Source organism: Marinomonas algae (assembly GCF_047525555.1).
GTDB lineage: Bacteria > Pseudomonadota > Gammaproteobacteria > Pseudomonadales > Marinomonadaceae > Marinomonas.
In genome coordinates, this window is record NZ_JBLIXK010000014.1 from 38,678 (window position 1) to 64,664 (window position 25,987).

33 protein-coding genes are annotated in these 25,987 nt (G+C 45.0%); all 33 read right to left on the reverse strand.

Annotated features, from left to right (window positions below; translation table 11 throughout):
• Position 1: 1 nt before the first annotated feature.
• Complete coding sequence (gene rpsK / locus ACMUMQ_RS14975) at positions 2 to 394, reverse strand: 30S ribosomal protein S11 (protein WP_414682750.1); 393 nt, start codon at positions 392 to 394, stop codon at positions 2 to 4.
• Positions 395 to 460: 66 nt separating this feature from the next.
• A complete protein-coding gene (gene rpsM, locus ACMUMQ_RS14980; protein ID WP_212653854.1) occupies positions 461 to 817 on the reverse strand; it encodes a 30S ribosomal protein S13 in 357 nt (118 codons plus the stop codon).
• Positions 818 to 943: 126 nt separating this feature from the next.
• Positions 944 to 1,057 (reverse strand): 50S ribosomal protein L36, encoded by a 114-nt coding sequence (gene rpmJ / locus ACMUMQ_RS14985; protein ID WP_110577380.1) that lies wholly within the window; start codon positions 1,055 to 1,057, stop codon positions 944 to 946.
• Positions 1,058 to 1,078: 21 nt separating this feature from the next.
• Positions 1,079 to 2,407, reverse strand: coding sequence for a preprotein translocase subunit SecY (gene secY, locus ACMUMQ_RS14990; RefSeq protein WP_317005388.1), 1,329 nt, complete (start codon positions 2,405 to 2,407; stop codon positions 1,079 to 1,081).
• A complete protein-coding gene (gene rplO, locus ACMUMQ_RS14995) occupies positions 2,408 to 2,842 on the reverse strand; it encodes a 50S ribosomal protein L15 (protein ID WP_317005389.1) in 435 nt (144 codons plus the stop codon). It lies immediately after the preceding gene.
• A gap of 1 nt (position 2,843) precedes the next feature.
• The gene (rpmD, locus tag ACMUMQ_RS15000; protein WP_036163144.1) at positions 2,844 to 3,029 is read right to left on the reverse strand and encodes a 50S ribosomal protein L30; all 186 of its coding nucleotides are present in this window, start codon (positions 3,027 to 3,029) and stop codon (positions 2,844 to 2,846) included.
• 6 nt (positions 3,030 to 3,035) lie between these two features.
• A complete protein-coding gene (gene rpsE / locus ACMUMQ_RS15005; RefSeq protein ID WP_317005390.1) occupies positions 3,036 to 3,536 on the reverse strand; it encodes a 30S ribosomal protein S5 in 501 nt (166 codons plus the stop codon).
• A gap of 10 nt (positions 3,537 to 3,546) precedes the next feature.
• Entirely contained in the window at positions 3,547 to 3,897 is a 351-nt protein-coding gene (gene rplR / locus ACMUMQ_RS15010) for a 50S ribosomal protein L18 (protein WP_414682751.1), read from the reverse strand.
• Between the two features lie 10 nt (positions 3,898 to 3,907).
• The gene (rplF, locus tag ACMUMQ_RS15015; RefSeq protein WP_414682752.1) at positions 3,908 to 4,441 is read right to left on the reverse strand and encodes a 50S ribosomal protein L6; all 534 of its coding nucleotides are present in this window, start codon (positions 4,439 to 4,441) and stop codon (positions 3,908 to 3,910) included.
• An 8-nt stretch (positions 4,442 to 4,449) separates the two neighbouring features.
• Positions 4,450 to 4,842 (reverse strand): 30S ribosomal protein S8, encoded by a 393-nt coding sequence (gene rpsH, locus ACMUMQ_RS15020; RefSeq protein ID WP_347984850.1) that lies wholly within the window; start codon positions 4,840 to 4,842, stop codon positions 4,450 to 4,452.
• A 130-nt stretch (positions 4,843 to 4,972) separates the two neighbouring features.
• Positions 4,973 to 5,278: a 30S ribosomal protein S14 gene (gene rpsN, locus ACMUMQ_RS15025; protein WP_067020116.1), complete on the reverse strand. Its 306-nt coding sequence runs from the start codon at positions 5,276 to 5,278 to the stop codon at positions 4,973 to 4,975.
• Between the two features lie 12 nt (positions 5,279 to 5,290).
• Positions 5,291 to 5,830, reverse strand: coding sequence for a 50S ribosomal protein L5 (rplE, locus tag ACMUMQ_RS15030; RefSeq protein WP_012071924.1), 540 nt, complete (start codon positions 5,828 to 5,830; stop codon positions 5,291 to 5,293).
• Between the two features lie 17 nt (positions 5,831 to 5,847).
• A complete protein-coding gene (gene rplX / locus ACMUMQ_RS15035; protein WP_317005395.1) occupies positions 5,848 to 6,165 on the reverse strand; it encodes a 50S ribosomal protein L24 in 318 nt (105 codons plus the stop codon).
• Positions 6,166 to 6,181: 16 nt separating this feature from the next.
• Complete coding sequence (gene rplN, locus ACMUMQ_RS15040) at positions 6,182 to 6,550, reverse strand: 50S ribosomal protein L14 (RefSeq protein ID WP_067020125.1); 369 nt, start codon at positions 6,548 to 6,550, stop codon at positions 6,182 to 6,184.
• 51 nt (positions 6,551 to 6,601) lie between these two features.
• Complete coding sequence (gene rpsQ, locus ACMUMQ_RS15045) at positions 6,602 to 6,862, reverse strand: 30S ribosomal protein S17 (RefSeq protein ID WP_013797833.1); 261 nt, start codon at positions 6,860 to 6,862, stop codon at positions 6,602 to 6,604.
• Between the two features lies 1 nt (position 6,863).
• Entirely contained in the window at positions 6,864 to 7,055 is a 192-nt protein-coding gene (rpmC, locus tag ACMUMQ_RS15050; RefSeq protein WP_317005397.1) for a 50S ribosomal protein L29, read from the reverse strand.
• Entirely contained in the window at positions 7,056 to 7,469 is a 414-nt protein-coding gene (gene rplP / locus ACMUMQ_RS15055; protein WP_133004497.1) for a 50S ribosomal protein L16, read from the reverse strand.
• Between the two features lie 10 nt (positions 7,470 to 7,479).
• On the reverse strand, positions 7,480 to 8,160 hold the full coding sequence (rpsC, locus tag ACMUMQ_RS15060) for a 30S ribosomal protein S3 (RefSeq protein ID WP_414682753.1): 681 nt from the start codon (positions 8,158 to 8,160) through the stop codon (positions 7,480 to 7,482).
• A 14-nt stretch (positions 8,161 to 8,174) separates the two neighbouring features.
• Positions 8,175 to 8,507, reverse strand: coding sequence for a 50S ribosomal protein L22 (gene rplV / locus ACMUMQ_RS15065; RefSeq protein WP_110577367.1), 333 nt, complete (start codon positions 8,505 to 8,507; stop codon positions 8,175 to 8,177).
• 14 nt (positions 8,508 to 8,521) lie between these two features.
• Positions 8,522 to 8,797, reverse strand: coding sequence for a 30S ribosomal protein S19 (gene rpsS, locus ACMUMQ_RS15070; RefSeq protein WP_036163121.1), 276 nt, complete (start codon positions 8,795 to 8,797; stop codon positions 8,522 to 8,524).
• 15 nt (positions 8,798 to 8,812) lie between these two features.
• The gene (rplB, locus tag ACMUMQ_RS15075; RefSeq protein ID WP_347984847.1) at positions 8,813 to 9,637 is read right to left on the reverse strand and encodes a 50S ribosomal protein L2; all 825 of its coding nucleotides are present in this window, start codon (positions 9,635 to 9,637) and stop codon (positions 8,813 to 8,815) included.
• A gap of 14 nt (positions 9,638 to 9,651) precedes the next feature.
• Positions 9,652 to 9,948 (reverse strand): 50S ribosomal protein L23, encoded by a 297-nt coding sequence (rplW, locus tag ACMUMQ_RS15080; protein ID WP_191596020.1) that lies wholly within the window; start codon positions 9,946 to 9,948, stop codon positions 9,652 to 9,654.
• On the reverse strand, positions 9,945 to 10,550 hold the full coding sequence (rplD, locus tag ACMUMQ_RS15085) for a 50S ribosomal protein L4 (RefSeq protein ID WP_317005399.1): 606 nt from the start codon (positions 10,548 to 10,550) through the stop codon (positions 9,945 to 9,947). Before rplD ends, rplW begins: the two co-directional genes overlap by 4 nt.
• Positions 10,551 to 10,562: 12 nt before the next feature.
• A complete protein-coding gene (gene rplC / locus ACMUMQ_RS15090; protein ID WP_414682754.1) occupies positions 10,563 to 11,201 on the reverse strand; it encodes a 50S ribosomal protein L3 in 639 nt (212 codons plus the stop codon).
• Between the two features lie 127 nt (positions 11,202 to 11,328).
• Positions 11,329 to 11,640, reverse strand: a complete 312-nt coding sequence (rpsJ, locus tag ACMUMQ_RS15095) for a 30S ribosomal protein S10 (RefSeq protein ID WP_012071937.1) — start codon at positions 11,638 to 11,640, stop codon at positions 11,329 to 11,331.
• 196 nt (positions 11,641 to 11,836) lie between these two features.
• Complete coding sequence (tuf, locus tag ACMUMQ_RS15100) at positions 11,837 to 13,060, reverse strand: elongation factor Tu (RefSeq protein ID WP_414682755.1); 1,224 nt, start codon at positions 13,058 to 13,060, stop codon at positions 11,837 to 11,839.
• Positions 13,061 to 13,095: 35 nt separating this feature from the next.
• Positions 13,096 to 15,189 (reverse strand): elongation factor G, encoded by a 2,094-nt coding sequence (fusA, locus tag ACMUMQ_RS15105; RefSeq protein ID WP_414682756.1) that lies wholly within the window; start codon positions 15,187 to 15,189, stop codon positions 13,096 to 13,098.
• Between the two features lie 21 nt (positions 15,190 to 15,210).
• Entirely contained in the window at positions 15,211 to 15,684 is a 474-nt protein-coding gene (rpsG, locus tag ACMUMQ_RS15110; protein ID WP_317005403.1) for a 30S ribosomal protein S7, read from the reverse strand.
• Positions 15,685 to 15,783: 99 nt separating this feature from the next.
• On the reverse strand, positions 15,784 to 16,155 hold the full coding sequence (rpsL, locus tag ACMUMQ_RS15115; RefSeq protein WP_013659444.1) for a 30S ribosomal protein S12: 372 nt from the start codon (positions 16,153 to 16,155) through the stop codon (positions 15,784 to 15,786).
• A 137-nt stretch (positions 16,156 to 16,292) separates the two neighbouring features.
• Positions 16,293 to 20,495 carry a DNA-directed RNA polymerase subunit beta' gene (gene rpoC, locus ACMUMQ_RS15120; protein WP_414682757.1) on the reverse strand — a complete coding sequence of 1,401 codons (4,203 nt, stop codon included), beginning with the start codon at positions 20,493 to 20,495 and terminating at the stop codon, positions 16,293 to 16,295.
• Positions 20,496 to 20,560: 65 nt separating this feature from the next.
• Positions 20,561 to 24,661: a DNA-directed RNA polymerase subunit beta gene (gene rpoB, locus ACMUMQ_RS15125; RefSeq protein WP_414682758.1), complete on the reverse strand. Its 4,101-nt coding sequence runs from the start codon at positions 24,659 to 24,661 to the stop codon at positions 20,561 to 20,563.
• Between the two features lie 187 nt (positions 24,662 to 24,848).
• Positions 24,849 to 25,220 carry a 50S ribosomal protein L7/L12 gene (gene rplL, locus ACMUMQ_RS15130; RefSeq protein WP_347984840.1) on the reverse strand — a complete coding sequence of 124 codons (372 nt, stop codon included), beginning with the start codon at positions 25,218 to 25,220 and terminating at the stop codon, positions 24,849 to 24,851.
• Positions 25,221 to 25,301: 81 nt separating this feature from the next.
• Complete coding sequence (gene rplJ, locus ACMUMQ_RS15135; RefSeq protein ID WP_414682759.1) at positions 25,302 to 25,802, reverse strand: 50S ribosomal protein L10; 501 nt, start codon at positions 25,800 to 25,802, stop codon at positions 25,302 to 25,304.
• Positions 25,803 to 25,987 lie beyond the last annotated feature (185 nt).

The following is a 25,987-nucleotide window of genomic DNA, read 5'->3' on the forward strand; positions in this document are numbered from 1 at the left end:
ATTAAACGCGACGTTTCTTAGGTGGACGACAACCATTGTGTGGAATTGGCGTCACATCTGTGATGTTATTGATACGCAAGCCCAATGCATTCAATGCACGAACTGCGGACTCACGACCTGGACCAGGGCCCTTGATCATTACGTCAACGTTTTTAAGGCCGAATTCTTGAGCGACAGCACCGGCACGTTCCGCTGCTACTTGAGCTGCGAATGGTGTACTTTTACGAGATCCGCGGAAACCAGAACCACCTGCAGTAGCCCATGAAAGAGCGTTACCTTGGCGATCAGTGATTGTCACGATCGTATTATTAAATGATGCATGTACATGAGCAACACCGTCGACGACCGTCTTTTTGACTTTCTTCTTGGTGCTGCGCGTTGCTGGCTTAGCCATATTGCACTTTCCTATTTAATGCTCAGCTCTAACCTAATTATATGGTTAGAGCGAAACGCGTTTAAATTACTTACGAATTGGCTTACGTGGGCCTTTTCGTGTACGAGCGTTCGTTTTGGTACGTTGACCACGAACAGGTAGGCTGCGGCGATGACGGATCCCGCGGTTGCAACCTAAGTCCATCAAACGTTTGATAGACATGCTGACTTCACGACGCAAGTCACCCTCTACAGTGTACTTACCAACTTCACCACGAAGTTCATCAAGGACATCATCACTTAATGAACCGATTTTCGCAGTTTCAGCAACACCCGTAGCTGCACAAATAGCGCGTGAACGAGTGCGACCAATTCCGAAGATGTAAGTCAGAGAAATGACCGCATGTTTATTGTCAGGAATATTGACACCGGCTATACGAGCCATCACTTTACTCCGTTGTTATAGATGATTAACTAATAAACCATCACTTTACTTTCATGAGGGCGGCTGATTATGCCTATCTTTAGGCCATAAATCAACCACCCTTTCCTATCATTGAGAAACTCGCAATTAGCCTTGACGTTGCTTATGACGAGGCTCAATGCAAATCACTCGAACTGAACCGTTACGACGAACGATTTTGCAGTTACGACAGATTTTCTTTACAGATGCACGTACTTTCATGTTCACTCCAACCTATGTTTATCACATAAGGCCATTTGGACCATAGCCAGTCAGATTAGATTTCTTCATTAATGACTCGTATTGCTGACTCATCAGATGACTTTGAACTTGCGACATAAAGTCCATGACAACCACTACTACGATCAACATAGAAGTACCGCCAAAGTAGAATGGAACATTCCACGCAACGACAAAGAACTGAGGCATCAAAGACACTAGAGTGATGTACAAAGCACCAAACAATGTCAAACGGGTCATTACACCATCAATATATCGAGCTGTATGATCACCTGGACGAATACCCGGCAAAAAAGCACCGGACTTTTTCAAGTTATCTGCTACATCTTTAGGGTTGAACACTAGCGCTGTGTAGAAAAAGCAAAAGAAGACAATTGCAATTGCAAACAACAACACATAGAGCGGTTGCCCTGGAGCGAGAGCCAAAGAAATATTTTGCAACCATTCCATACCCTCACCTTGACCGAACCATTGGCCGATCGATGCAGGGAACAAAAGGATACTTGAAGCAAAGATCGGTGGTATTACACCAGCCATGTTTACTTTAAGTGGCAAATGACTCTTTTGTGCAGCAAACACTTTTTTGCCTTGCTGTCTTTTCGCGTAATTAACAGTGATACGACGTTGACCACGTTCAATGAACACGACAAACGCAACCGTAGCAATCGCTAAAATACCGATTAACAGCAAAGCTAAAATATTAATATCGCCTTGACGAGCCGATTCAAAAGACTGAGCTAAAGCTGAAGGAAGACCCGCTACGATACCAGCAAAGATTAGAATGGAAATACCATTACCAATGCCTTTCTCTGTAACTTGTTCTCCCAACCACATCAAAAAGACAGTACCAGCCACAAGAGTAACAACAGCAACGGCATAGAATTCCATACCTGTACTGAATGAAATACCCTGACTTGCAAGGCCAACCGACATACTAGCCGACTGAACCAACGCAAGAAGGACGGTACCATAGCGAGTATATTGAGTAATCTTACGACGACCCGCCTCACCTTCTTTTTTCAACTGCTCTAGCTGCGGACTCACAACCGTCAATAACTGCATAATAATAGAGGCAGAAATATAGGGCAGAATACCAAGCGCAAAAATACTCATACGCTCTAACGCGCCCCCTGAGAATACGTTAAATAAACTCAGAATTGTGCCTTCATTTTGATCAAACAATGCAGACAACCTATCAGGGTTAATTCCTGGGACAGGGATATGTGCACCAATTCGGTATACAATAATTGCTAAAAACACAAAGCGAATACGAGACCAAAGCTCGCTTAATCCGTTTTGCATCCCAGCAGGTAGTGAGCCACGCTTTGCCATTTATTCCTCGACTTTTCCGCCAGCTGCTTCAATAGCAGCACGAGCACCTTTAGTCACTTTAAGACCACGAACGGTAACAGCTTTGTCGATAGAACCAGACAAAATTACACGTGCAGTTTTAATTTGGTGACCAAGAATGTCGGCGCTTTTAAGAGCAGCTAAATCTACAACTTCAGCATTTACAGCAGCAAGCTCGTTTAGACGAACCTCAGCAACATACTTCGCTTGACGTGAAGTAAAACCAAATTTTGGCAGACGTTTCTGCAAAGGCATTTGACCGCCTTCAAAACCAGGTTTTACTGAGCCACCTGAGCGAGACTTAAGACCTTTATGACCACGTCCGCCAGTTTTACCCAAGCCGCTACCAATACCGCGACCAACACGTTTAGGAGCATGTTTGCTACCTTCGGCAGGACTAATTGTATTTAAAAACATATTACTCTCCTACCACTTTAACCATGTAATAAACTTTATTAACCATACCACGTACCGCTGGTGTATCTTCCAACTCACGAGTTTGGCCAACTTTGCGTAAACCCAAACCTTTTACAGTTTCACGGTGCTTTGGAAGACGACCGATCGGGCTACGGGTTAGTTGAACTGTGATGGTATTATTCGCCATAACACATTACCCCAAAATTTGATCGACTGACTTACCGCGTTTAGCCGCGATTTGCTCAGGCGCTTTCATATCCTGCAAACCTTTGATCGTAGCGCGAACTACGTTTACTGGGTTTGTAGAACCGTAACATTTCGCCAATACGTTGTGCACACCAGCGATTTCAAGAACCGCACGCATTGCACCACCGGCGATAACACCAGTACCTTGAGACGCAGGTTGCATGTAAACTTTTGAAGCACCGTGAGATGCTTTAACAGGATACTGAAGCGTATCACCGTCAAGTTTTACAGAAACCATATTGCGACGTGCTTGCTCCATAGCTTTTTGAATCGCTTGTGGAACTTCACGCGCTTTACCGCGACCAAAGCCAACTTTACCATTTCCATCACCGACAACTGTTAAAGCTGTGAAAGAGAAGATACGACCACCCTTAACAACTTTAGCAACGCGGTTTACTTGAACTAGCTTCTCTTGGAGGTCGCTAGTTTGTTGATCATTAACAGCCATTTGCTACCCCTTAAAACTCTAGACCGGCTTCACGTGCAGCGTCAGCAAGAGCTTGAACGCGACCATGATATTTGAAGCCAGAACGGTCAAAAGCGACCGAAGTGACACCTGCTTCTTTAGCGCGAGTAGCGATCAAAGTACCAACTTCTTTAGCTGCTGCTTTGTTACCAGTCGCTGTACCACGAAGAGCTTCTTCAAGAGTAGAAGCACTAGCTAGTACTTTACTACCGCAAGGAGAAATCACTTGAGCATACATATGGCGAGGCGTGCGATGTACAGCAAGACGATTCGCACCTAAGTCACGAATATGCAAACGAGCACGACGTGCACGACGAATCCGAGATTGTTTTTTAGTGTTCATGAATGCTTACCTACTTCTTCTTAGCTTCTTTACGACGAATAATCTCGTCAGCATAACGAACACCCTTACCTTTATAAGGCTCAGGCGGACGGAAACCGCGAACTTCTGCAGCAACCTGACCAACGGCTTGTTTATCAATACCGCGAATCACGATTTCTGTTTGAGAAGCACATTCAGCTGTTATGCCTTCAGGTAGTTCGTAATCTACTGGATGAGAAAAACCCAGAGAAAGGTTCAGTACTTTACCTTTAACGGCAGCACGGTAACCAACACCTTGAAGAAGCAATCTTTTTTCGAAACCTTGGCTAACACCAACAACCATGTTGTTAACTAAAGCACGAGTTGTACCAGCTAAGGCACGGCTTTGTTTTGCACCATCGCGTGGAGCGAAAGTGATTACATTTTCTTCTTTAGACACTTGAACGCTTGTGTGAACATTAAACTCTAAAGAACCTTTACCGCCTTTAACAACGACAGTTTGGCCATTTAGTGTCAAATCTACACCACTAGGAAGCGTCACGGGACTATTAGCAACTCGAGACATACTAACTCCTAGAATACTGTGCAGATTACTTCGCCACCAATACCAGCAGCACGAGCTGCACGGTCTGTCATCACACCTTTAGAAGTAGAGATGATAGCAACACCAAGACCTGCTTCTACTTTAGGAAGTGAAGTAGTGCCTTTGTATTGACGCAAACTTGGGCGAGATGCGCGTTTAATTTGTTCGATAACCGGCTTACCTTCGTAATATTTCAATTCGATAGTAAGAGTCGGTTTCACTGCTTCGTCTACAGAGAAGTCACCTACGTAACCTTCTTCGCGTAGAACTGCAGCGATAGATGCTTTCATTTTTGATGAAGGCATGCTCACAGATGTCTTTGAAGCCATCTGTGCATTACGAATACGTGTAAACATATCCGCAAGGGTATCTTGCATACTCATTTAAGAGCTCCTAATTTAAAAAACCATTGTGCAGCAAATAGAGCTCGCGCATAGTACACAGCAGCGAGCGGAATGTCCAGCTTTTAGACACCCCACTCACTGCAATGTATTATGATCGCGCTCTACTTGCTTACCAACTAGCTTTCTTCAAGCCTGGCACGTCACCACGCATCGCTGCTTCACGCAGTTTGATACGAGACAAGCCGAAACGACGGTAAACACCGTGTGGACGACCTGTTACTTGACAACGGTTACGCTGGCGAGAAGAAGATGAATCGCGTGGAAGCGCTTGCAATTTAAGCGTTGCTTCCCACTTTTCATCGTCCGATGCATTAACGTCGCTAATGATCGCTTTTAGAGCAGCACGCTTTTCAGCGTACTTAGCTACTAATTTGGTACGTTTTGCTTCGCGCTGAATCATTGAGATCTTTGCCATGATTCCTACCTCTTATTTCTTGAAAGGGAAACTAAAGGCGGCTAACAAAGCACGACCTTCTTCATCGGTACGAGCAGTCGTTGTAATGGTAATATCCATACCACGTACACGATCTACTTTATCGTAGTCGATTTCAGGGAAGATGATTTGCTCTTTAACACCCATGCTGTAGTTACCGCGACCGTCGAAAGACTTAGGATTAAGTCCACGGAAGTCACGGATACGTGGGATAGCAACATCAACCAAACGGTCGAAGAAATCCCACATACGCTCACCACGTAGAGTTACTTTACAACCGATCGGGTAACCGTCACGGATTTTAAAGCCTGCTACTGATTTACGCGCCTTAGTCACTACAACTTTTTGGCCGCTAAGTGCTTCTAGATCATTTACTGCATGCTCAAGAAGTTTCTTGTCAGCAATAGCTTCACCTACACCCATATTTAGTGTGATTTTAGTGATTTTCGGCACTTCCATCACGTTTTTGTAGCTAAACTCTTCTGTAAGTTTTGCTACAACTTGATCTTTATAAACTTGCTTAAGTCTCGCCATGGCTATAATTCTCGCTCTTAGGCGTCGATCGCTTCACTATTTGATTTAAAGATACGTACTTTCGTACCGTCTTCATTCAATTTAAAGCCGACGCGATCCGCTTTACCAGTAGCATTGTTAAAAATGGCTACATTCGAAACCTGGATAGGTGCTTCTTGTTCAACGATACCACCAGTTGAACCCTTCATAGGGTTTGGTTTTTCATGCTTCTTAACAGTGTTAATGCCAGAAACTAGAACTCGGTTTTCGTCTACTACCTTAACAACTTTACCGCGTTTGCCTTTGTCTTTCCCAGCAATCACGATAACTTCGTCGTTACGTTTGATTTTTCGCATAATGTCCCCCTCTCTCTTACAGCACTTCAGGTGCAAGAGAAACAATTTTCATGAACTGCTCTGTACGCAATTCACGTGTTACAGGGCCAAAGATACGAGTACCAATAGGCTGTCCTGAAGCGTTCAACAATACCGCTGAATTTACATCAAAGCGGATTACGGAACCATCAGAGCGACGAACACCTTTCTTAGTTCTAACGACAACAGCGTTAAGAACCTGCCCTTTTTTAACACGACCACGAGGGATCGCTTCTTTCACTGTGACCTTAATGATGTCACCGATAGCAGCATAACGACGATGTGAGCCACCCAGTACTTTAATACACTGAACACGCTTTGCGCCGCTGTTATCTGCAACATCAAGCATCGATTCTGTTTGAATCATTACTGCTCTCCAATCAAATTAGATAACAAGTCTCACGAAGGAAGGAGCAGCTTATACAGCTGCTGCTTTCTCTACAACTTGAACCAGATTCCAAGTCTTAGACTTAGAGTAAGGACGTGTTTCTACGACCTTAACTGTATCACCGATCTGGCACTCATTGTTTTCATCGTGAGCGTGTAATTTCGTTGAACGACGTACGAACTTACCGTATAGAGGGTGTTTTTCTGTACGCTCAACTAGTACTGTAATGGTTTTATCCATTTTGTCGCTGACTACCTTACCAGTAGCTGTACGCGCTTTTGTTTCTGCCATCTTAGTTACCTGCCTTATCATTAAGCACGGTTTTAACACGTGCGATATTGCGGCGGACTTGAGAAAGCAAATGAGTTTGCGTCAACTGACCAGTCGCTTTCTGCATGCGCAATGTGAATTGCTCACGTAGAAGCTCAATCAAGGTCGCTTGTAGCTCTGCTACAGACTTTTCTTGCAGTTCTTTTGCTATCATCTACATCACCGTACGCGTTACGAAAGTTGTGGACAAAGGAAGTTTAGCTGCAGCTAGCGCAAAAGCTTCGCGTGCTAGTTGCTCTGAAACGCCCTCAACTTCATAAAGCATCTTACCAGGCTGAATTTGTGCAACCCAGTATTCTACATTACCCTTACCTTTACCCTGACGAACCTCAAGAGGCTTCTGAGTAATCGGCTTATCAGGGAACACACGAATCCAAATTTTACCACCACGTTTGATGTGACGAGTCATTGCACGACGCGCCGCTTCAATTTGACGAGCAGTAATACGACCACGTTCTGTGGACTTCAATCCGAATTCACCAAAGCTAACTTGGTTTCCGCGTAATGCAAGACCACGATTACGGCCTTTCATCATCTTACGGAATTTAGTACGTTTCGGTTGTAACATGACTTACCCCCTACTTAGACTTCTTCTTTTGTGCGCCTTTATCAGCACGCACTTGTTCAATACCGCCCAAGATTTCGCCTTTAAAGATCCACACTTTTACGCCAATGATGCCGTAAGTTGTGTTTGCTTCATAAGGAGCGTAGTCGATGTCTGCACGTAGTGTATGTAGAGGCACACGACCTTCACGGTACCACTCAGCGCGGGCAATTTCTGCACCGCCTAGACGACCACTTACCTGAACCTTGATACCCTTCGCACCGGCACGCATAGCGTTTTGTACTGCACGCTTCATTGCACGACGGAACATTACACGGCGCTCAAGTTGGCTAGCAATGTTTTGCGCAACCAATTTCGCGTCCATTTCAGGCTTACGAATTTCTTCGATGTTGATGTGTACAGGAACGCCCATCATTTCTGAAATAGCATTACGTAGTTTTTCAACATCTTCGCCTTTCTTACCAATCACGATGCCTGGACGGGCAGTGTGAATAGTAATGCGAGCTGTTTGAGCAGGACGTTGGATCTCGATACGAGAAACAGACGCCTGAACCAATTTTTTCTCCAAGTACTCACGAACCTGAAGATCATTTAATAGCAGCTTAGAGTAGTTTTGATTATTCGCATACCAAGTAGAAGTATGGTCTTTAACTATCCCTAGGCGTATACCAGTTGGATGAACCTTCTGACCCATTGGGTTTCTCCTAATTAGTCAGCGACTTTAACTGTTATGTGACAACCGCGTTTCAAAATACGGTCAGCACGGCCTTTAGCACGTGGCATAATACGTTTCAGAGTCATTGCCTCATCCACATACGCCGTAGAAACACGCAAGTCATCTACATCAGCACCTTCGTTATGCTCAGCGTTCGCTATCGCAGACTCAAGTACCTTCTTGACAATTACTGCCGCCTTTTTAGGACTGAACGTTAAAATGTTCAGTGCTTCGCTAACAGATTTGCCGCGGATTTGATCTACAACCAAACGGGCCTTCTGCGCTGAGAGGCGAGCACCCTTCAATGAAGCGCTTACTTCACTCATGTTAATACCCCTTATTACCGTTTGGCTTTCTTGTCCGCAGCATGACCACGATATGTACGGGTCGGAGCGAACTCACCCAATTTATGACCGACCATGTCTTCAGTTACTAGAACTGGAACATGCTGGCGACCATTATGGACAGCGATAGTCAACCCTACAAAATCAGGGAAGATAGTAGAACGGCGCGACCAAGTTTTAATTGGACGGCGATCTTTTTTCTCTACCGCAGCCTCTACCTTTTTCAACAAATGAAGGTCGATAAAAGGACCTTTTTTTAGTGAACGTGGCACAGTCGTTTCCTCTTATTACTTAGTACGGCGACGTACAATAAGTTTATCAGTACGCTTGTTGCTGCGTGTTTTGTACCCTTTAGCAGGAATACCCCAAGGTGAAACAGGATGACGACCACCCTTACTACGACCTTCACCACCACCATGTGGGTGATCAACTGGGTTCATTGCCGCACCGCGAACGGTAGGACGAACACCACGCCAACGCGTAGCACCAGCTTTACCAAGAACTCGCAAGCTATGCTCGGAGTTTGATACTTCACCCAAAGTGGCGCGACACTCAGTCAATACTTTACGCATTTCGCCTGAACGTAGACGAAGAGTAACGTAACGACCTTCACGTGCAACTAGCTGAGCTGAAGCACCGGCAGAACGCGCAACTTGTGCACCTTTACCTGGCTTAAGCTCGATACAGTGAACCGTACTACCAACTGGAATATTTTGCAGAGGCAAAGTATTACCAGCTTTGATAGGCGCATCTGCACCACTAAAAACAACATTGCCTGCAACCATACCTTTGGAAGCGATAATGTAACGACGCTCACCATCAGCATATTTAATCAATGCAATATTTGCAGAACGGTTTGGATCATATTCCAAACGCTCAACTACCGCAGGAATTCCGTCTTTGTTACGACGAAAATCAACCATACGATAATGCTGCTTATGACCACCACCTACGTGACGCGTAGTGATGCGTCCGTTATTGTTACGTCCACCTGACTTGCTTTTTTTGTCTAGCAAAGGTGCATAAGGTGCGCCTTTGTGCAAGTCACTGTTGGTAACTTTAACAACGTGACGACGGCCTGCAGACGTTGGCTTACTTTTTACAACAGCCATTGACCTATCTCCCCTTATTCAGCGACCATGAAATCAATGTCTTGACCTTCGGCCAAACGAACGTACGCTTTTTTCACGTCGCTACGCTTACCTAGACCACGAACTGTGCGCTTAGTCTTACCTTTTTGGTTCAACGTACGTACAGACTCAACTTTGACTTCAAAAAGCGCTTCGATAGCTTGTTTGATTTCAGGTTTTGTCGCATCACCCGTTACACGAAATACATACTGACCGTTGCCTTCGGCTACGATAGTTGCTTTTTCGGAAATGTGTGGACCCAACAGAACTTTATAAATGCGTTCGCCGATCATGCTAGTGCCTCCTCAACTTGTTTCAGAGCACCAACTGTCACCAACACTTTGTCGTAAGCAATCAAGCTAACAGGATCGATAGACGCTGCATCGCGCACATCTACGCTAGGAATATTGCGAGCTGCTAAAAACAAATTGTCATCCAATTCATGGGAAACAATCAAAGCATTCTCAACATTCAATTCTGTCATTTTTGCTATGAAGAGCTTAGTTTTTGGGGCTTCCAATTTAAGATCTTCAACCACAACAAGACGGTCTTGACGTACAAGTTCAGACCAGATGGTGCGCATTGCTGCACGGTACATCTTCTTGTTCACTTTCTGAGAGTGATCTTGTGGTTTCGCAGCGAAGGTAACACCACCTGAGCGCCATAATGGGCTACGGATAGTACCTGCACGTGCACGACCAGAACCTTTTTGTTTCCAAGGTTTACGTCCACCACCGGCTACTTCAGAGCGAGTTTTTTGAGCACGAGAACCTTGACGACCGCCAGCCAAATAAGATGTAACTACTTGGTGTACTAGCGCTTCGTTGTATTCACGAGCAAAGGCTACATCAGAAACTTCTACTGTTCCTTCTGCGCCTGTTAGATTCAAGTTCATTGTCTACCCCTCTTAGCGAGCTTTAACAGCTGATTGAAGAATAACATCACCATTCACTGCACCAGGTACGGCACCTTTCACTAGGATAAGGTTACGTTCTGTGTCTACACGAACCACTTCTAGTGATTGAGTAGTAACTTGTGCAGCACCCATGTGGCCAGCCATCTTCTTGCCTTTCCAAACACGACCAGGTGTTTGACATTGACCGATGGAACCAGGTGCACGGTGAGACAATGAGTTACCATGCGTAGCGTCTTGCATAGAGAAATTATGACGCTTGATGGCACCCTGAAATCCTTTACCCTTTGATTGACCAGTTACATCAACCGTTTGGATAGATTCGAAATCAGCAACAGTTAGCTCATCACCAACATTGATTTCTTTTTCGTCACCTGCCAGGCGGAACTCCCACAAACCACGACCTGCTTCAACATTCGCTTTTGCATAATGACCCGCAGCAGCTTTGTTAACGCGGCTCGAACGGCGAGAACCTACAGTTACTTGAACAGCTTGGTAGCCGTCAGTTTCTGCTGTTTTCACCTGAGTAACGCGGTTCGGTTCAACCTCGATGACGGTTACTGGCACGGATACACCTTCTTCTGTGAAGACACGTGTCATTCCGGCTTTGCGTCCGACTAATTGAATAGCCATTTTTTACCTCACTTGCCAGTTGTGTATGGGGCTATCACCCGCTACGGCTGACCATTCCAGATCATTCCACTAATGTGCATAAGCCGACTGATAACCAGTCGGTTCTCGCACCCCAGATTTTAGGCTATTAACCTAAAGAAATTTGTACTTCCACGCCTGCCGCAAGATCTAACTTCATCAAAGCGTCAACTGTTTTTTCAGTTGGCTCAACGATGTCTAGAACACGTTTGTGTGTACGGATTTCATACTGATCACGCGCATCTTTGTTTACGTGTGGTGAAATCAATACTGTATAACGCTCTTTGCGAGTAGGAAGTGGAATTGGTCCACGAACTTGTGCACCTGTACGTTTCGCTGTGTCCACAATTTCTTGTGTTGAAGCATCAATCAGACGATGATCAAATGCTTTCAGACGAATACGGATTTTTTGGCTTTGCATTTCCAACTCCAAATACTGTGTATTTATGGTTTAACTGTACATTTATTAAACCACAATCCTTTTTAAGGACGGCGAATATTAGCCACTCAGAAACTGGTTGTCAAGTAACCAATTTGCAAGCAACAAAAATAAACCAATAAAAAAGCCGCCCACTAAGGGCGGCTTTTAAAACTTATCTAACTAGAACAAAGTCTAATTATTTAAGAATTTTAGCTACAACACCAGCACCAACTGTACGACCACCTTCACGGATCGCGAAACGTAGACCTTCGTCCATCGCGATTGGGTGAATCAGTTCAACAGTCATCTGAATGTTATCACCAGGCATAACCATTTCTACGCCTTCAGGTAGAGAACAAGCACCAGTTACGTCAGTTGTACGGAAGTAGAACTGTGGACGGTAGCCTTTGAAGAATGGAGTGTGACGACCACCTTCATCTTTACCCAACACGTATACTTCTGCTGTGAACTCAGTGTGAGGAGTGATAGAACCAGGCTTAGCCAATACTTGACCACGCTGAACGTCTTCACGCTTAGTACCACGTAGAAGGATACCACAGTTCTCACCAGCACGACCTTCGTCAAGAAGTTTACGGAACATCTCAACACCAGTACAAGTTGTCTTAGTAGTATCAACGATACCAACGATTTCAACTTCTTCTTGAACACGGATGATACCGCGCTCAACACGACCAGTTACAACAGTACCACGACCTTGGATAGAGAATACGTCCTCGATAGGCATGATGAAAGCACCATCGATAGCACGCTCTGGCTCAGGAATGTATTCGTCAAGAGTCTCAACAAGCTTCTTAACTGCAGTTGTACCCATTTCGTTGTCGTCTTCGCCGTTCAATGCCATCAAAGCAGAACCTGGGATGATTGGAGTGTCATCACCTGGGAAGTCGTATTCAGAAAGAAGGTCACGCAATTCCATTTCAACCAACTCTAGCATTTCAGCGTATTCTTCAGAATCCGCGCCGCCACAGTCTTCAGCCAACAAGTCAGCTTTGTTTAGGAATACTACGATGTAAGGAACACCTACTTGACGAGAAAGCAAGATGTGCTCACGAGTCTGAGGCATAGGGCCGTCAGTCGCACCACAAACAAGGATAGCGCCGTCCATTTGAGCAGCACCAGTGATCATGTTTTTAACATAATCGGCGTGTCCTGGACAGTCTACGTGTGCGTAGTGACGTACTGGAGAATCATACTCAACGTGAGAAGTTGAGATAGTGATACCACGCTCACGCTCTTCTGGAGCATTATCGATACCGTCAAAAGCAACAGCTTCGCCGCCGAATACTTCTGCACATACACGAGTCAATGCTGCAGTTAGAGTTGTTTTACCATGGTCAACGTGACCAATAGTACCAACGTTAACGTGTGGTTTATTACGTTCGAATTTACTCTTTGCCATGATACATACACCTTAAGAATTAGTAAGTATGATGATTAATCTTCATTTTTGATGATCGCGTCTGCCACACTAGCCGGTGCTTCAGCGTATTTCTCAAACTCCATTGCATAACTTGCACGCCCTTGCGACAAGCTACGCACGTCAGTTGCATATCCGAACATCTCCCCGAGAGGAACTTCAGCACGAATAATCTTCCCTGACGGGGAATCGTCCATCCCCTGAACAATACCTCGACGACGATTCAAGTCACCCATCACATCGCCCATATATTCTTCAGGAGTCACAACTTCCACTTTCATTACCGGCTCAAGAACACAAGGATCGGCATCAACCGCCCCTTTTCTCAAACCTTGAGAAGCTGCAATTTTAAAGGCCATTTCATTAGAGTCAACATCATGGAATGAACCATCGAATAATACCACCTTGAGACCCAATAAAGGATACCCAGCAATGACACCATTCTTCATTTGCTCTGAAACACCTTTTTCTATCGCAGGGATGTATTCTTTAGGAATAACACCACCAACAATCTCGTTAACAAACTCAAGACCATCTTTATCAGATGGAATCAACTTCATTACGACGTGACCGTATTGGCCACGACCACCAGATTGACGCACAAATTTGTGATTAACCACCACTTCTTTGCGAATTTTTTCACGGTAGGAAACCTGAGGCTTACCAATGTTCGCCTCCACCTTAAACTCGCGACGCATACGGTCAACAAGAATATCAAGATGCAGCTCACCCATACCTGAAATAATTGTTTGCCCTGTCTCTTCATGCGTTTCCACACGGAAAGAAGGATCTTCTTGCGCTAGCTTACCCAACGCAATACCCATTTTTTCTTGATCCGCTTGAGATTTAGGCTCAACCGCAACAGAAATAACAGGCTCTGGAAATTCCATACGTTCAAGTACAACAACATCGTTCATATCACAAAGAGTGTCACCTGTAGTTACGTACTTCATACCTACAGCTGCAGCAATATCACCCGCCAACACCTCTTTGATCTCTTCACGATCATTTGCATGCATCTGAACCATCCGGCCGATACGCTCACGCTTCTGTTTAACAGAGTTGTAAACTGCATCACCCGAACGCAACATACCAGAGTACACACGCATGAATGTCAAAGTACCAACAAACGGATCGGTTGCTATCTTGAACGCCAATGCAGAGAAAGGAGCCTCATCATCAGCCACTCGAGTAACAGCCGTTTCGCCATCCTCAAGCGTCCCTTCAATCGCTTTAACTTCAAGCGGTGAAGGCATGTATTCAACAACAGCATCCAAAACAGCTTGCACGCCTTTATTTTTAAAGGCCGAACCACAAGTAACAAGAACAATGTCATTCGCTAAAGTTCGTGCACGCAAGCCACTTTTAATTTCTTCAATAGATAACTCACCTTCTTCAAGGTACTTATCCATTAATTCTTCATTTGCTTCCGCAGCCGCTTCAACCATCTCTTCTCGCCATTCTCCAGCAGTCTCAAGAAGGTCGGCTGGTATATCTTCCAATTCGTAAGACATACCTTGATCTTCTTCATTCCACATAATGGCTTTCATGAGAATCAAATCAACAACGCCCTTGAAGTCATCTTCAGTACCGATGTTAATTTGAATAGGAACGGCATTCGCTCCTAGGCGAGCTTTAAGCTGCTCAACAACCGAAAAATAATCCGCACCTGTTCGGTCCATCTTATTGACGAACACCATACGAGGCACTTCATATTTATTCGCTTGTCGCCATACAGTCTCAGTCTGAGGCTGTACGCCAGAAGAGCCACAAAGCACAACAACGGCACCATCCAGAACACGCAAAGAACGCTCCACTTCAATAGTGAAATCTACGTGCCCAGGCGTATCAATAATATTGATACGATGCTGTTCAAACTGTTTACTCATACCACTCCAGAAGCAAGTTGTTGCCGCTGAAGTGATGGTAATACCGCGTTCTTGTTCTTGCTCCATCCAATCCATAGTAGCCGCACCATCGTGCACCTCACCTATTTTATGAGACAGACCTGTATAGAAAAGAACGCGTTCAGTTGTCGTCGTTTTACCTGCATCAACGTGCGCACAAATACCAATATTACGGTAGCGGTTGATAGGTGTTTTACGTGCCACTGTGTATAGCTCTCCAGGAGATTAGAAACGGTAATGAGAAAATGCTTTGTTCGCTTCTGCCATGCGATGAACGTCTTCACGTTTCTTAACAGCAGAACCTTTATTCTCAGCAGCATCTAAAATTTCGCCAGCTAGGCGTAGAGCCATTGATTTCTCACCACGTTTGCGAGAAGCATCAACCAACCAACGCATAGACAAAGCTGCGCGGCGAGCTGGACGTACTTCAACAGGAACTTGATAAGTTGCACCACCAACACGGCGAGATTTAACCTCAACCATTGGTTGGATAGATTCTAGTGCTTTTTCGAAGACAGCCATAGGCTCTTCAGTTTTAGCGCGCTCTGCAACAGTGTTTAGAGCGTTGTATACGATGCTCTCTGCAACAGATTTTTTACCACTAACCATTACGTGGTTAATGAATTTAGCGAGTAGTTGGCTTCCGTGTTTAGGATCCGGAAGTACATCACGCTTTGCGACGACGCGTCTTCTTGGCATTTCTATACCCTCTTCAGGTTCGCCCGAGACAATTCAACAATTGCTCGGCCTTACTGTATTACAAAATTATGTCTAAACGATGATCTAAGCAGTATTAACTTACTTAGGACGTTTAGTACCGTATTTAGAACGACCTTGCTTACGATTTTGTACGCCTGAAGTATCTAAACTACCGCGAACTGTGTGATAACGAACACCTGGCAAATCTTTTACACGACCGCCACGGATCAGTACAACACTGTGTTCTTGTAGATTATGACCTTCACCACCAATGTAGGAAGTTACTTCAAAGCCGTTAGTCAAGCGAACACGACATACTTTACGCAAAGCCGAGTTAGGCTTTTTAGGTGTAGTAGTATATACGCGAGTGCAGACACCGCGGCGTTGCGGACAAGCTTGTAACGCAGGTACGTCACTCTTTGCCACTTTACGTTTACGTGGTTTACGAACCAACTGGTTAACGGTTGCCATTAGACAAGCTCCACAAATCCAATTCTTATGGCGGAAATCGCCAAAATTAAGGAGGCGCAAGTTTAATTTGCGCCTATAAAACAGTCAAGAGGAAGGTGACTAAAAAATCACCTCCCTCACGATTTAACAGCAAATAACTAGTCTTTCAGTGCTGCGCTCAATGCTTCTTCCACATCTGACGCACTTACCACTGAACTTCCTTCTTTTGCTGCTTGCGCAAGCTCTTTCTTTCTCTTGCGCTCATTGTGGTAAGCCAAGCCTGTACCTGCTGGTATCAAACGACCCACTACAACGTTTTCTTTCAAGCCACGTAAGTGATCTTTCTTACCAGTTACCGCACCTTCCGTAAGAACTCGAGTTGTTTCTTGGAAAGACGCTGCTGATATAAAGGACTCAGTAGCCAAAGATGCTTTAGTGATACCCAGAAGCACACGTTCAAACTTAGCAGGGAATTTACCTTCTGCTTCCGCTTTCTCGTTTGCATCAAGAAGTTGAGTCAACTCAACCTGATCACCTTGGATAAGATCTGTATCACCAGACTCACCCACTTCCACTTTACGTAGCATCTGACGAACGATAACTTCGATGTGCTTATCGTTAATCACAACACCTTGTAAGCGGTAAACTTCTTGCACTTCATTACTAATGTAGTCAGCTAATGCTTCTACACCTTTTAGGCGCAAAATGTCATGAGGGCTCAAAGGACCATCGGCAATAATCTCGCCTTTCGCCACTTCTTCACCATCAAAGATATTGATTTGACGCCATTTCGGAATCAAAGTCTCAATTGGATCACTGCCATCTTGAGGCGTGATAACCAAACGGATCTTGCCTTTCGTCTCTTTACCGAAGCTCACTACACCACTTGCTTCTGCCATAACAGCAGGATCTTTCGGGCGACGCGCTTCAAATAAGTCAGCAACTCGTGGCAAACCACCGGTAATATCTTTGTTACCTTGTGATTCTTGTGGAATACGAGCCAATACTTCACCAGACTTCACAGTTGCACCGTGATCCAAGCTCAATAGAGCTTTTTCTGGAAGCATGTATTGCACAGGAGAATCCGTACCTGGAATCAATACAGGGTTACCCTCTGCATCAACTACCGCAATCATTGGACGTAGATCTTTACCTGCAGAAGGGCGATCTTTCACTTCCATAACTTCAATGGTAGTTAAGCCAGTCATATCATCAGATTGGCGACGGATAGTAACGTTCTCTTCCATACCACTGAATTCAAGACGACCTTCCATCTCAGAAACGATTGGGTGTGTGTGTGGATCCCAGTTTGCAACGATTTGACCCGCTACAACTGCATCACCTTCACGAACACTCAATACCGCACCGTAAGGAAGCTTATAACGCTCTTTCTCACGACCAGCTTCATCAGCAATCGCCAACTCAGAAGAACGAGAAGCCACAACCAAATGACCAGTATCACGCTCGATACTCTTCATCTTATGGAAGCGAACAGTACCCGCACTCTTAACCTGAACACTGTCGACAGCAGATGCTCGAGATGCCGCACCACCGATGTGGAACGTACGCATGGTTAACTGTGTACCTGGCTCACCGATAGATTGAGCAGCAACAACACCCACTGCTTCACCGATGTTAACCTGATGGCCACGAGCCAAGTCACGACCGTAACATTTCGCACAAACACCATGACGCGTGTCACAAGTAATAACGGAACGAATAATCATCTCGTCCACACCAGCTGCTTCGATTGCACGAACGTCATGCTCATCAATCAAAGTGCCAGCAGAAAGAACAAGGTTTCCTTTAGCATCATTTACATCTTGAGCCACAACACGACCCAACACACGCTGACCTAGAGGAACAACAACATCACCACCTTCGATCATGGCATTAACCACGATACCGTTAGATGTATTACAGTCAGTTTCAGTAATAACCAAATCCTGAGCAACATCCACTAGACGACGAGTCAAGTAACCAGAGTTCGCTGTTTTCAATGCTGTATCCGCAAGACCCTTACGAGCACCGTGAGTAGAGGTAAAGTACTGTAATACAGACAAACCTTCACGGAAGTTCGCAGTGATCGGTGTTTCGATGATGGAACCATCTGGTTTCGCCATCAGACCACGCATACCACCCAACTGACGCATCTGCGCAACACTACCACGGGCACCAGAATCGGCCATCATATAAACAGAGTTGAAAGATTGTTGTTCAACCTCATTACCCTCTTTATCGATCGTCGTTTCTTTCGCCAAGTTTTTCATCATAGCGTCAGTAACAGTTTCGTTAGTACGAGACCATAAATCGATTACCTTGTTGTACTTCTCGCCTTGCGTTACAAGACCGTCTGCATACTGGTATTCGATTTCTTTAACTTCTGCTTCTGCTTTAGCAATGATTTCTGCTTTTTCTGGCGGAATAACGAAATCGTCAACACCAACAGAGGAACCAGAAGCTGTTGCGTAAGCAAAACCTGTGTACATCAGCTGATCGGCAAAAATACAGCTCTCTTTCAAACCAACTTTACGGTAACACTCGTTGATAAGGTTAGAGATCGCTTTCTTCTTCATGGTTTGGTTAACCACAGAGAATGGTAGGCCATCAGGAACAATATCGAACAATAGCGCACGACCAACAGTTGTATCTGCAACGAAAGTAGAAGGTACTTTTTCACCTTCTAGTGTTGTATCAACTTGGCTGACACGAACTTTTACTTTAGCGTGCAATTCAACTTGTTTCGCGCCGTAAGCACGGTGTACTTCTTTGATGTCAGAAAACGCCATGCCTTCACCTTTGGCATTGATTTTCTCACGAGTCATGTAGTACAGCCCCAATACAACGTCCTGAGAAGGAACAATGATTGGCTCACCGTTAGCTGGAGACAAAATGTTGTTCGTAGACATCATCAAAGCACGCGCTTCTAGCTGAGCTTCAATTGTCAACGGAACGTGTACCGCCATTTGGTCACCATCGAAGTCGGCGTTATAAGCCGCACACACAAGTGGGTGCAACTGAATCGCTTTACCTTCGATTAGCATTGGTTCAAATGCTTGGATACCCAAACGGTGAAGTGTTGGCGCACGGTTCAACATAACCGGATGCTCACGGATAACTTCATCTAAGATATCCCATACTTCAGGCGTTTCACGCTCAACCATTTTCTTCGCTGCCTTGATCGTCGTCGCCATGCCACGAAGCTCAAGTTTAGAGAAGATAAACGGTTTAAATAATTCAAGCGCCATCTTCTTAGGAAGACCACACTGATGCAAACGTAAAGAAGGACCTACTGTGATTACAGAACGACCAGAGTAATCTACACGCTTACCTAGCAAGTTCTGGCGGAAACGACCTTGCTTACCTTTGATCATATCTGCCAAAGATTTCAGAGGACGCTTGTTAGAACCTGTAATGGCACGACCACGACGACCGTTATCAAGCAATGCATCAACAGACTCTTGCAACATACGTTTTTCGTTACGTACGATGATGTCTGGAGCAGAAAGCTCTAATAGTCGTTTTAGACGGTTATTACGGTTGATCACACGACGATAAAGGTCGTTCAAATCAGACGTCGCAAAACGGCCACCTTCAAGAGGTACCAAAGGACGTAGATCTGGTGGAAGAACAGGCAATACATCTAGCACCATCCATTCAGGGTTATTTCCTGAATGATAGAAAGCTTCAACAAGCTTAAGACGCTTAGATAGCTTCTTAATACGAGTTTCAGAATTCGTGCTGTTTAGCTCTTCACGCATGCGATTAATTTCTTCAGGCATATCCAAATCGCGCAACAACATCTGAACCGCTTCAGCACCCATACGGGCATCAAATTCGTCACCGAATTCTTCTAGCGCTTCAAAATATTGCTCGTCATTCAACAACTGCCCTTTATCAAGCGTCGTCATACCTGGATCAATCACGATGAAAGATTCAAAGTACAATACTCGCTCGATGTCACGCAAAGTCATATCCATGATAAGACCAATACGTGATGGAAGAGATTTTAGGAACCAAATGTGTGCAACTGGCGATGCAAGCTCAATGTGACCCATGCGTTCACGACGCACTTTAGACAGAGCCACTTCAACGCCACACTTCTCACAGATAACACCACGGTGTTTCAAACGCTTATATTTACCACATAAGCATTCGTAGTCCTTAATAGGACCAAAGATTTTTGCACAGAACAAGCCGTCACGCTCAGGTTTGAACGTACGATAGTTGATGGTTTCCGGTTTCTTAACTTCACCGTAAGACCATGAACGAATCATATCTGGTGACGCCAAGCCGATACGGATCGCATCAAACTCGTCAGATTGTCCTTGTGATTTTAGAAGACCTAATAAGTCTTTCATGTGTATTCGCCCCACTCGTAAGGCCGGGGAGTCTTGCCCCCCAGCAGGTCAAATGTGATTCGTGCTTATTCGGTTTCCAACTCGATATCGATACCAAGAGAACGAATCTCTTTCACCAATACGTTGAAGGACTCAGGCATGCCAGGTTCCATTCTGTGATCACCGTCTACGATGTTCTTATACATCTTAGTACGGCCGTTCACGTCATCGGACTTAACTGTCAACATTTCTTGAAGCGTGTAAGCGGCACCGTATGCTTCTAATGCCCATACTTCCATCTCACCGAAACGCTGACCACCAAATTGAGCTTTACCGCCCAATGGCTGCTGAGTTACCAAGCTGTAAGAGCCTGTAGAACGCGCGTGCATCTTGTCGTCAACCAAGTGGTTCAACTTAAGCATGTACATGTAGCCTACTGTTACAGGGCGCTCGAAAGCATCACCAGTACGACCATTGAACAACTTAACCTGTCCGCTTTCGTTGATACCAGCTAGGCGCAACATACGTTTGATTTCAGCTTCTTTTGCACCATCAAAAGCACCAGACGCCATTGGTACACCACCTGTTAGGTTTTGTGCCAAGGTTAAAATTTCTTCGTCTGTAAAGCTTTCTAAATCTTCAGTACGCGCGCAACGCAAGTCGCCTTCGTAGCCATTGTAGATTTCGTCTAGGAAAACACGTAGTTCAGCAACTGCTTCTGCTTTTTCACGCTCAACGACTAGCATCTCATTAATCTTACGACCCAACCCTTTAGAGGCTGCACCTAAGTGAGTTTCCAGTACCTGACCAACGTTCATACGCGAAGGAACACCAAGCGGGTTCAACACGATATCAACTGGATCACCGTTTTCATCGTACGGCATATCTTCAACAGGCATGATCTTAGAGATTACACCCTTGTTACCGTGACGACCGGCCATTTTATCACCAGGCTGGATACGACGTTTGATCGCTACGTAAACTTTAACAATCTTCAATACGCCAGGCGCAAGATCATCACCAGTTTGCAGCTTGCGTTTCTTATCTTCAAATTTCGCATCAAGCTCTTTACGACGCTCAACCAAAGCCACTTGCGCTTTTTCAAGCTGCTCGCTAGCTTCTTCGTTTGCAACGCGAATATTAAACCACTCAGGGTGATCTAGATTTGATAGATATTCTTCCGTAATGATTGCATTACGCGCCAGACCTGGGCCGCCTTCTGCTTGCTGTCCAACCAACGCTTCAGCCAAACGCTCAAAAGTCGCTTTTTCAACAATACGGAATTCTTCGTTCAAGTCTTTACGAACTTGATCAAGCTGTGCTTTCTCAATGGACTTAGCGCGTTCATCTTTTTCGATGCCATCACGAGTAAAGACTTGTACATCGATAACTGTACCGCGAGTACCTGTCTTAACACGCTGAGACGTGTCTTTCACGTCAGACGCTTTTTCACCAAAGATCGCTCGCAAAAGTTTCTCTTCAGGTGTTAGCTGAGTTTCACCCTTAGGCGTCACTTTACCAACCAAAATATCACCTGGCTCAACTTCAGCACCGATATAAACGATACCAGACTGATCAAGCTTAGAAAGCGCACCTTCACCTACGTTAGGAATATCAGATGTGATCTCTTCAGGTCCAAGCTTAGTATCACGCGCCACACAGGTTAATTCCTGAATGTGGATAGACGTGAAACGATCTTCTTCAACAACGCGCTCAGATACTAGGATCGAGTCCTCGAAGTTGAAACCGTTCCAAGGCATGAAAGCAATACGCATGTTTTGACCAAGTGCCAAATCACCCATATCAACAGAAGGACCGTCAGCCATAATATCGCCAGACGCTACTTTTTCACCTTTCATGACCAAAGTACGCTGGTTAATACAGGTATTTTGGTTAGAACGAACGTATTTCGTTAAGTTGTAGATATCAACACCGGCTTCACCAGCAATGGTTTCTTCCGAGTTAACACGAACAACGATACGGCTTGCATCTACAGACTCAATCACACCGCCGCGGTTAGCAACAATACAAACACCAGAGTCTTTCGCAACATTGCGTTCCATACCTGTACCTACTACAGGCTTATCAGCCTTAAGCGTTGGTACTGCTTGACGTTGCATGTTCGAACCCATCAAAGCTCGGTTGGCATCGTCATGCTCAAGGAACGGAATCAAAGATGCCGCAACAGATACAACCTGACGAGGAGATACATCCATCAAGTTTACTTTTTCTTTTGGAATCAAAGTGGTTTCGTGCATATGACGCACCTGAACCAACTCATCTACCAAACGGCCTTCTTCATCTACTGTTGCAGATGCTTGGGCAATAACGTATTTCGCTTCATCGATCGCAGAAATATAAACAGTCTCATCTGTCATCTTACCGTCGACGATCTTACGGTATGGCGTCTCAAGGAAACCATAGCTGTTCGTGCGAGCATAAGTAGACAAAGAGTTGATCAGACCGATGTTTGGTCCTTCAGGCGTTTCGATTGGACACACACGACCATAGTGAGTGGCATGTACGTCACGAACTTCAAAGCCCGCACGTTCACGAGTCAAACCACCAGGCCCTAAAGCAGAAACACGACGTTTGTGTGTTACTTCAGAAAGCGGGTTGTTTTGGTCCATGAACTGAGACAATTGGCTAGAACCAAAGAATTCTTTGATCGCAGCGGCAACTGGCTTCGCATTCAACAGATCCTGAGGCATCAAGCCATCAGCTTCCGCCATAGATAAACGTTCTTTTACAGCACGCTCAACACGGACAAGACCAACACGGAATTGGTTCTCAGCCATCTCACCAACAGAACGCACGCGACGGTTACCCAAGTGGTCGATATCATCAACCATGCCGTTACCATTACGGATGTCTAGCAATGTTTTAAGAACAGCAACAATGTCTTCATTGTCTAGGATGCCAGCGCCAGTATCTTCTTCACGACCTAAGCGACGGTTGAATTTCATTCGACCTACGCCAGACAAGTCATAACGATCTTCAGAGAAGAACAAGCTTTGGAACAAACCTTCAGCAGACTCTTTGGTTGGCGGCTCGCCAGGACGCATCATGCGGTAAATTTCGACCAATGCTTCAAGCTGGTTGCTTGTTGGGTCGATACGAAGCGTGTCAGAGATGAATGGGCCATTATCTAGATCGTTCGTATAAAGTGTGTCTACTTCTGTAATACCAGAAGAAACAAGAGCTTCTAACAAATCAACAGATAACTCAGTGTTTGCTTCCGCAATTAACTCTCCAGTTGAAGGATGAGTTAAGTTTTTCGCCGTTACTTTACCAAGCATGTACTCAAGCGGCACAGATAGGCGTTCAAGACCAGCCTTCTCCATTACGCGAATGTGCTTAGCCGTAATACGACGTCCTTCTTCAACAATCAATTCGCCATTAGCGTCAGCGATATTAAACAATGCCGTTTCACCACGCAGACGATTTGCAATCAAATCCATCTCAAAGCCATCTCGGCTCATGTAGAAACGTGTTGTGTCAAAGAAAGTTTCTAAAATTTCTTCCGTTCCGTAACCCAAAGCTCGCAACAAAATAGTTGCAGGTAACTTACGACGACGGTCAATACGAACGAATACGCAATCTTTTGGATCGAACTCGAAATCCAACCAAGAACCACGATAAGGAATAACACGGGCAGAATGAAGCAATTTACCTGAAGAGTGAGTTTTGCCACGATCGTGATCAAAAAACACACCAGGAGAACGATGCAATTGAGATACGATTACACGCTCTGTTCCGTTAATTACGAAAGTACCATTATCTGTCATGAGTGGAATTTCACCCATGTAGACTTCTTGCTCTCGGATGTCTTTGATTGCCTTGTTGGACGACTCTTTATCATAAATGATAAGTCGTACACGAACGCGCAAAGGTGCCGCGTAAGTAACACCACGCAACTGACACTCTTTAACATCAAATACTGGCTTGCCTAAACGGTAATCGACGTATTCAAGCGCCGCGCTACCAGAAAAACTAACCATTGGAAAGACAGATTTAAAAGCCCCATGCAGACCTAATTCCCCACGCTCTGCAAGAGGCTTACCTTCTTGCAAAAAATTACGGTAGGATTCAAGCTGAATTGCCAGCAAGTATGGCACATCCAAAACGGGCGGCAGTTTACCGAAATCCTTACGGATACGTTTTTTCTCAGTGTATGAGTAAGCCATCAGCATTCCCCAGCTTGTGCACATTGACGCAAAAGGCCCAAATCAGGCCTTACCATTTATGGGAGCATTATCTCCCACTTGAAAATTCTTTAAGTTTTATTTGAGTTTCAGAAACCCAAAAAGGCCGGTGACAAAAACGTCACCAGCCATTTCGACTATTGGTCGAAATCTGGAAATACAAGTATCATTACTTGACTTCGACAGATGCACCAGCTTCTTCAAGAGCTGCTTTAAGAGCGTCTGCATCTTCTTTAGATACAGCTTCTTTAACAGTCATTGGAGCGCCGTCAACGATAGCTTTAGCTTCTTTCAAGCCTAGGCCAGTCGCTGCACGTACAGCTTTGATTACGTTTACTTTCTTATCGCCAGCGGCAGTAAGAACAACGTCAAATTCAGTTTGTGCTTCAGCAGAACCGCCTGCATCAGCAGCTGGGCCTGCAGCTACAGCAGCTGCTGCAGATACACCGAATTTTTCTTCCATTGCTGAAATTAATTCAACAACATCCATTACAGACATTTCTGCTACTGCATTGATGATATCTTCTTTAGTTAGAGCCATGACTCAGATTCCTAGCATTTTTATAATTACCCGAAGGTAATAAAACAAAATAATTATCAAGAAGGGTTACGGAAATCCGTATTATGCCGCTTCTTGCTCTTTTTGATCGCGAACCGCTGCAAGAGTACGTACAAACTTGCTTGTTGCGCCCTGAATAACACTCATCAGTTTCGCAATAGCTTCTTCGTATGTAGGCAGTGTTGCCAAACGATCAATGTCGCCTGCTGGGATCAACTCACCGTTGAACGCCAACGCCTTTACTTCAAACTCTTTCTGATCTTTCGCGAAAGTTTTCAACAAACGAGCGGCCGCACCTGGGTGCTCGTTAGAGAAAGCGATCAACGTAGGACCAACAAAGCTCTCAGCTAGACATTCGAAGTCAGTGCCTTCAACTGCACGGCGAGCCAATGTGTTACGTACAACACGTACATAAACACCTGCTTCGCGCGCTTCTTTACGCAACTGAGTCATGCTGCTCACGGTAACACCGCGAGAATCAGCTACGACTGCAGACAACGCAGTTTTAGCAACTTCGCTAACTTCGGCGACAATGGCTTTTTTGTCTTCTAGACCTAATGCCATTGGTTTTCTCCTGGATTAGCAGGGAATAAATTCCCCTATTTTTTACCAACTCTCCGATTGCTCGAAGTACTTGCTGGTGAGTTAGATCCAGTTAATCTGAATCGGGCCACACCATCTGCGCAGGACAAACATTTTTCAACGTTTCATTAAACCCTCAAGGGGCTCCTGCGGTCTTTGACGGCCTG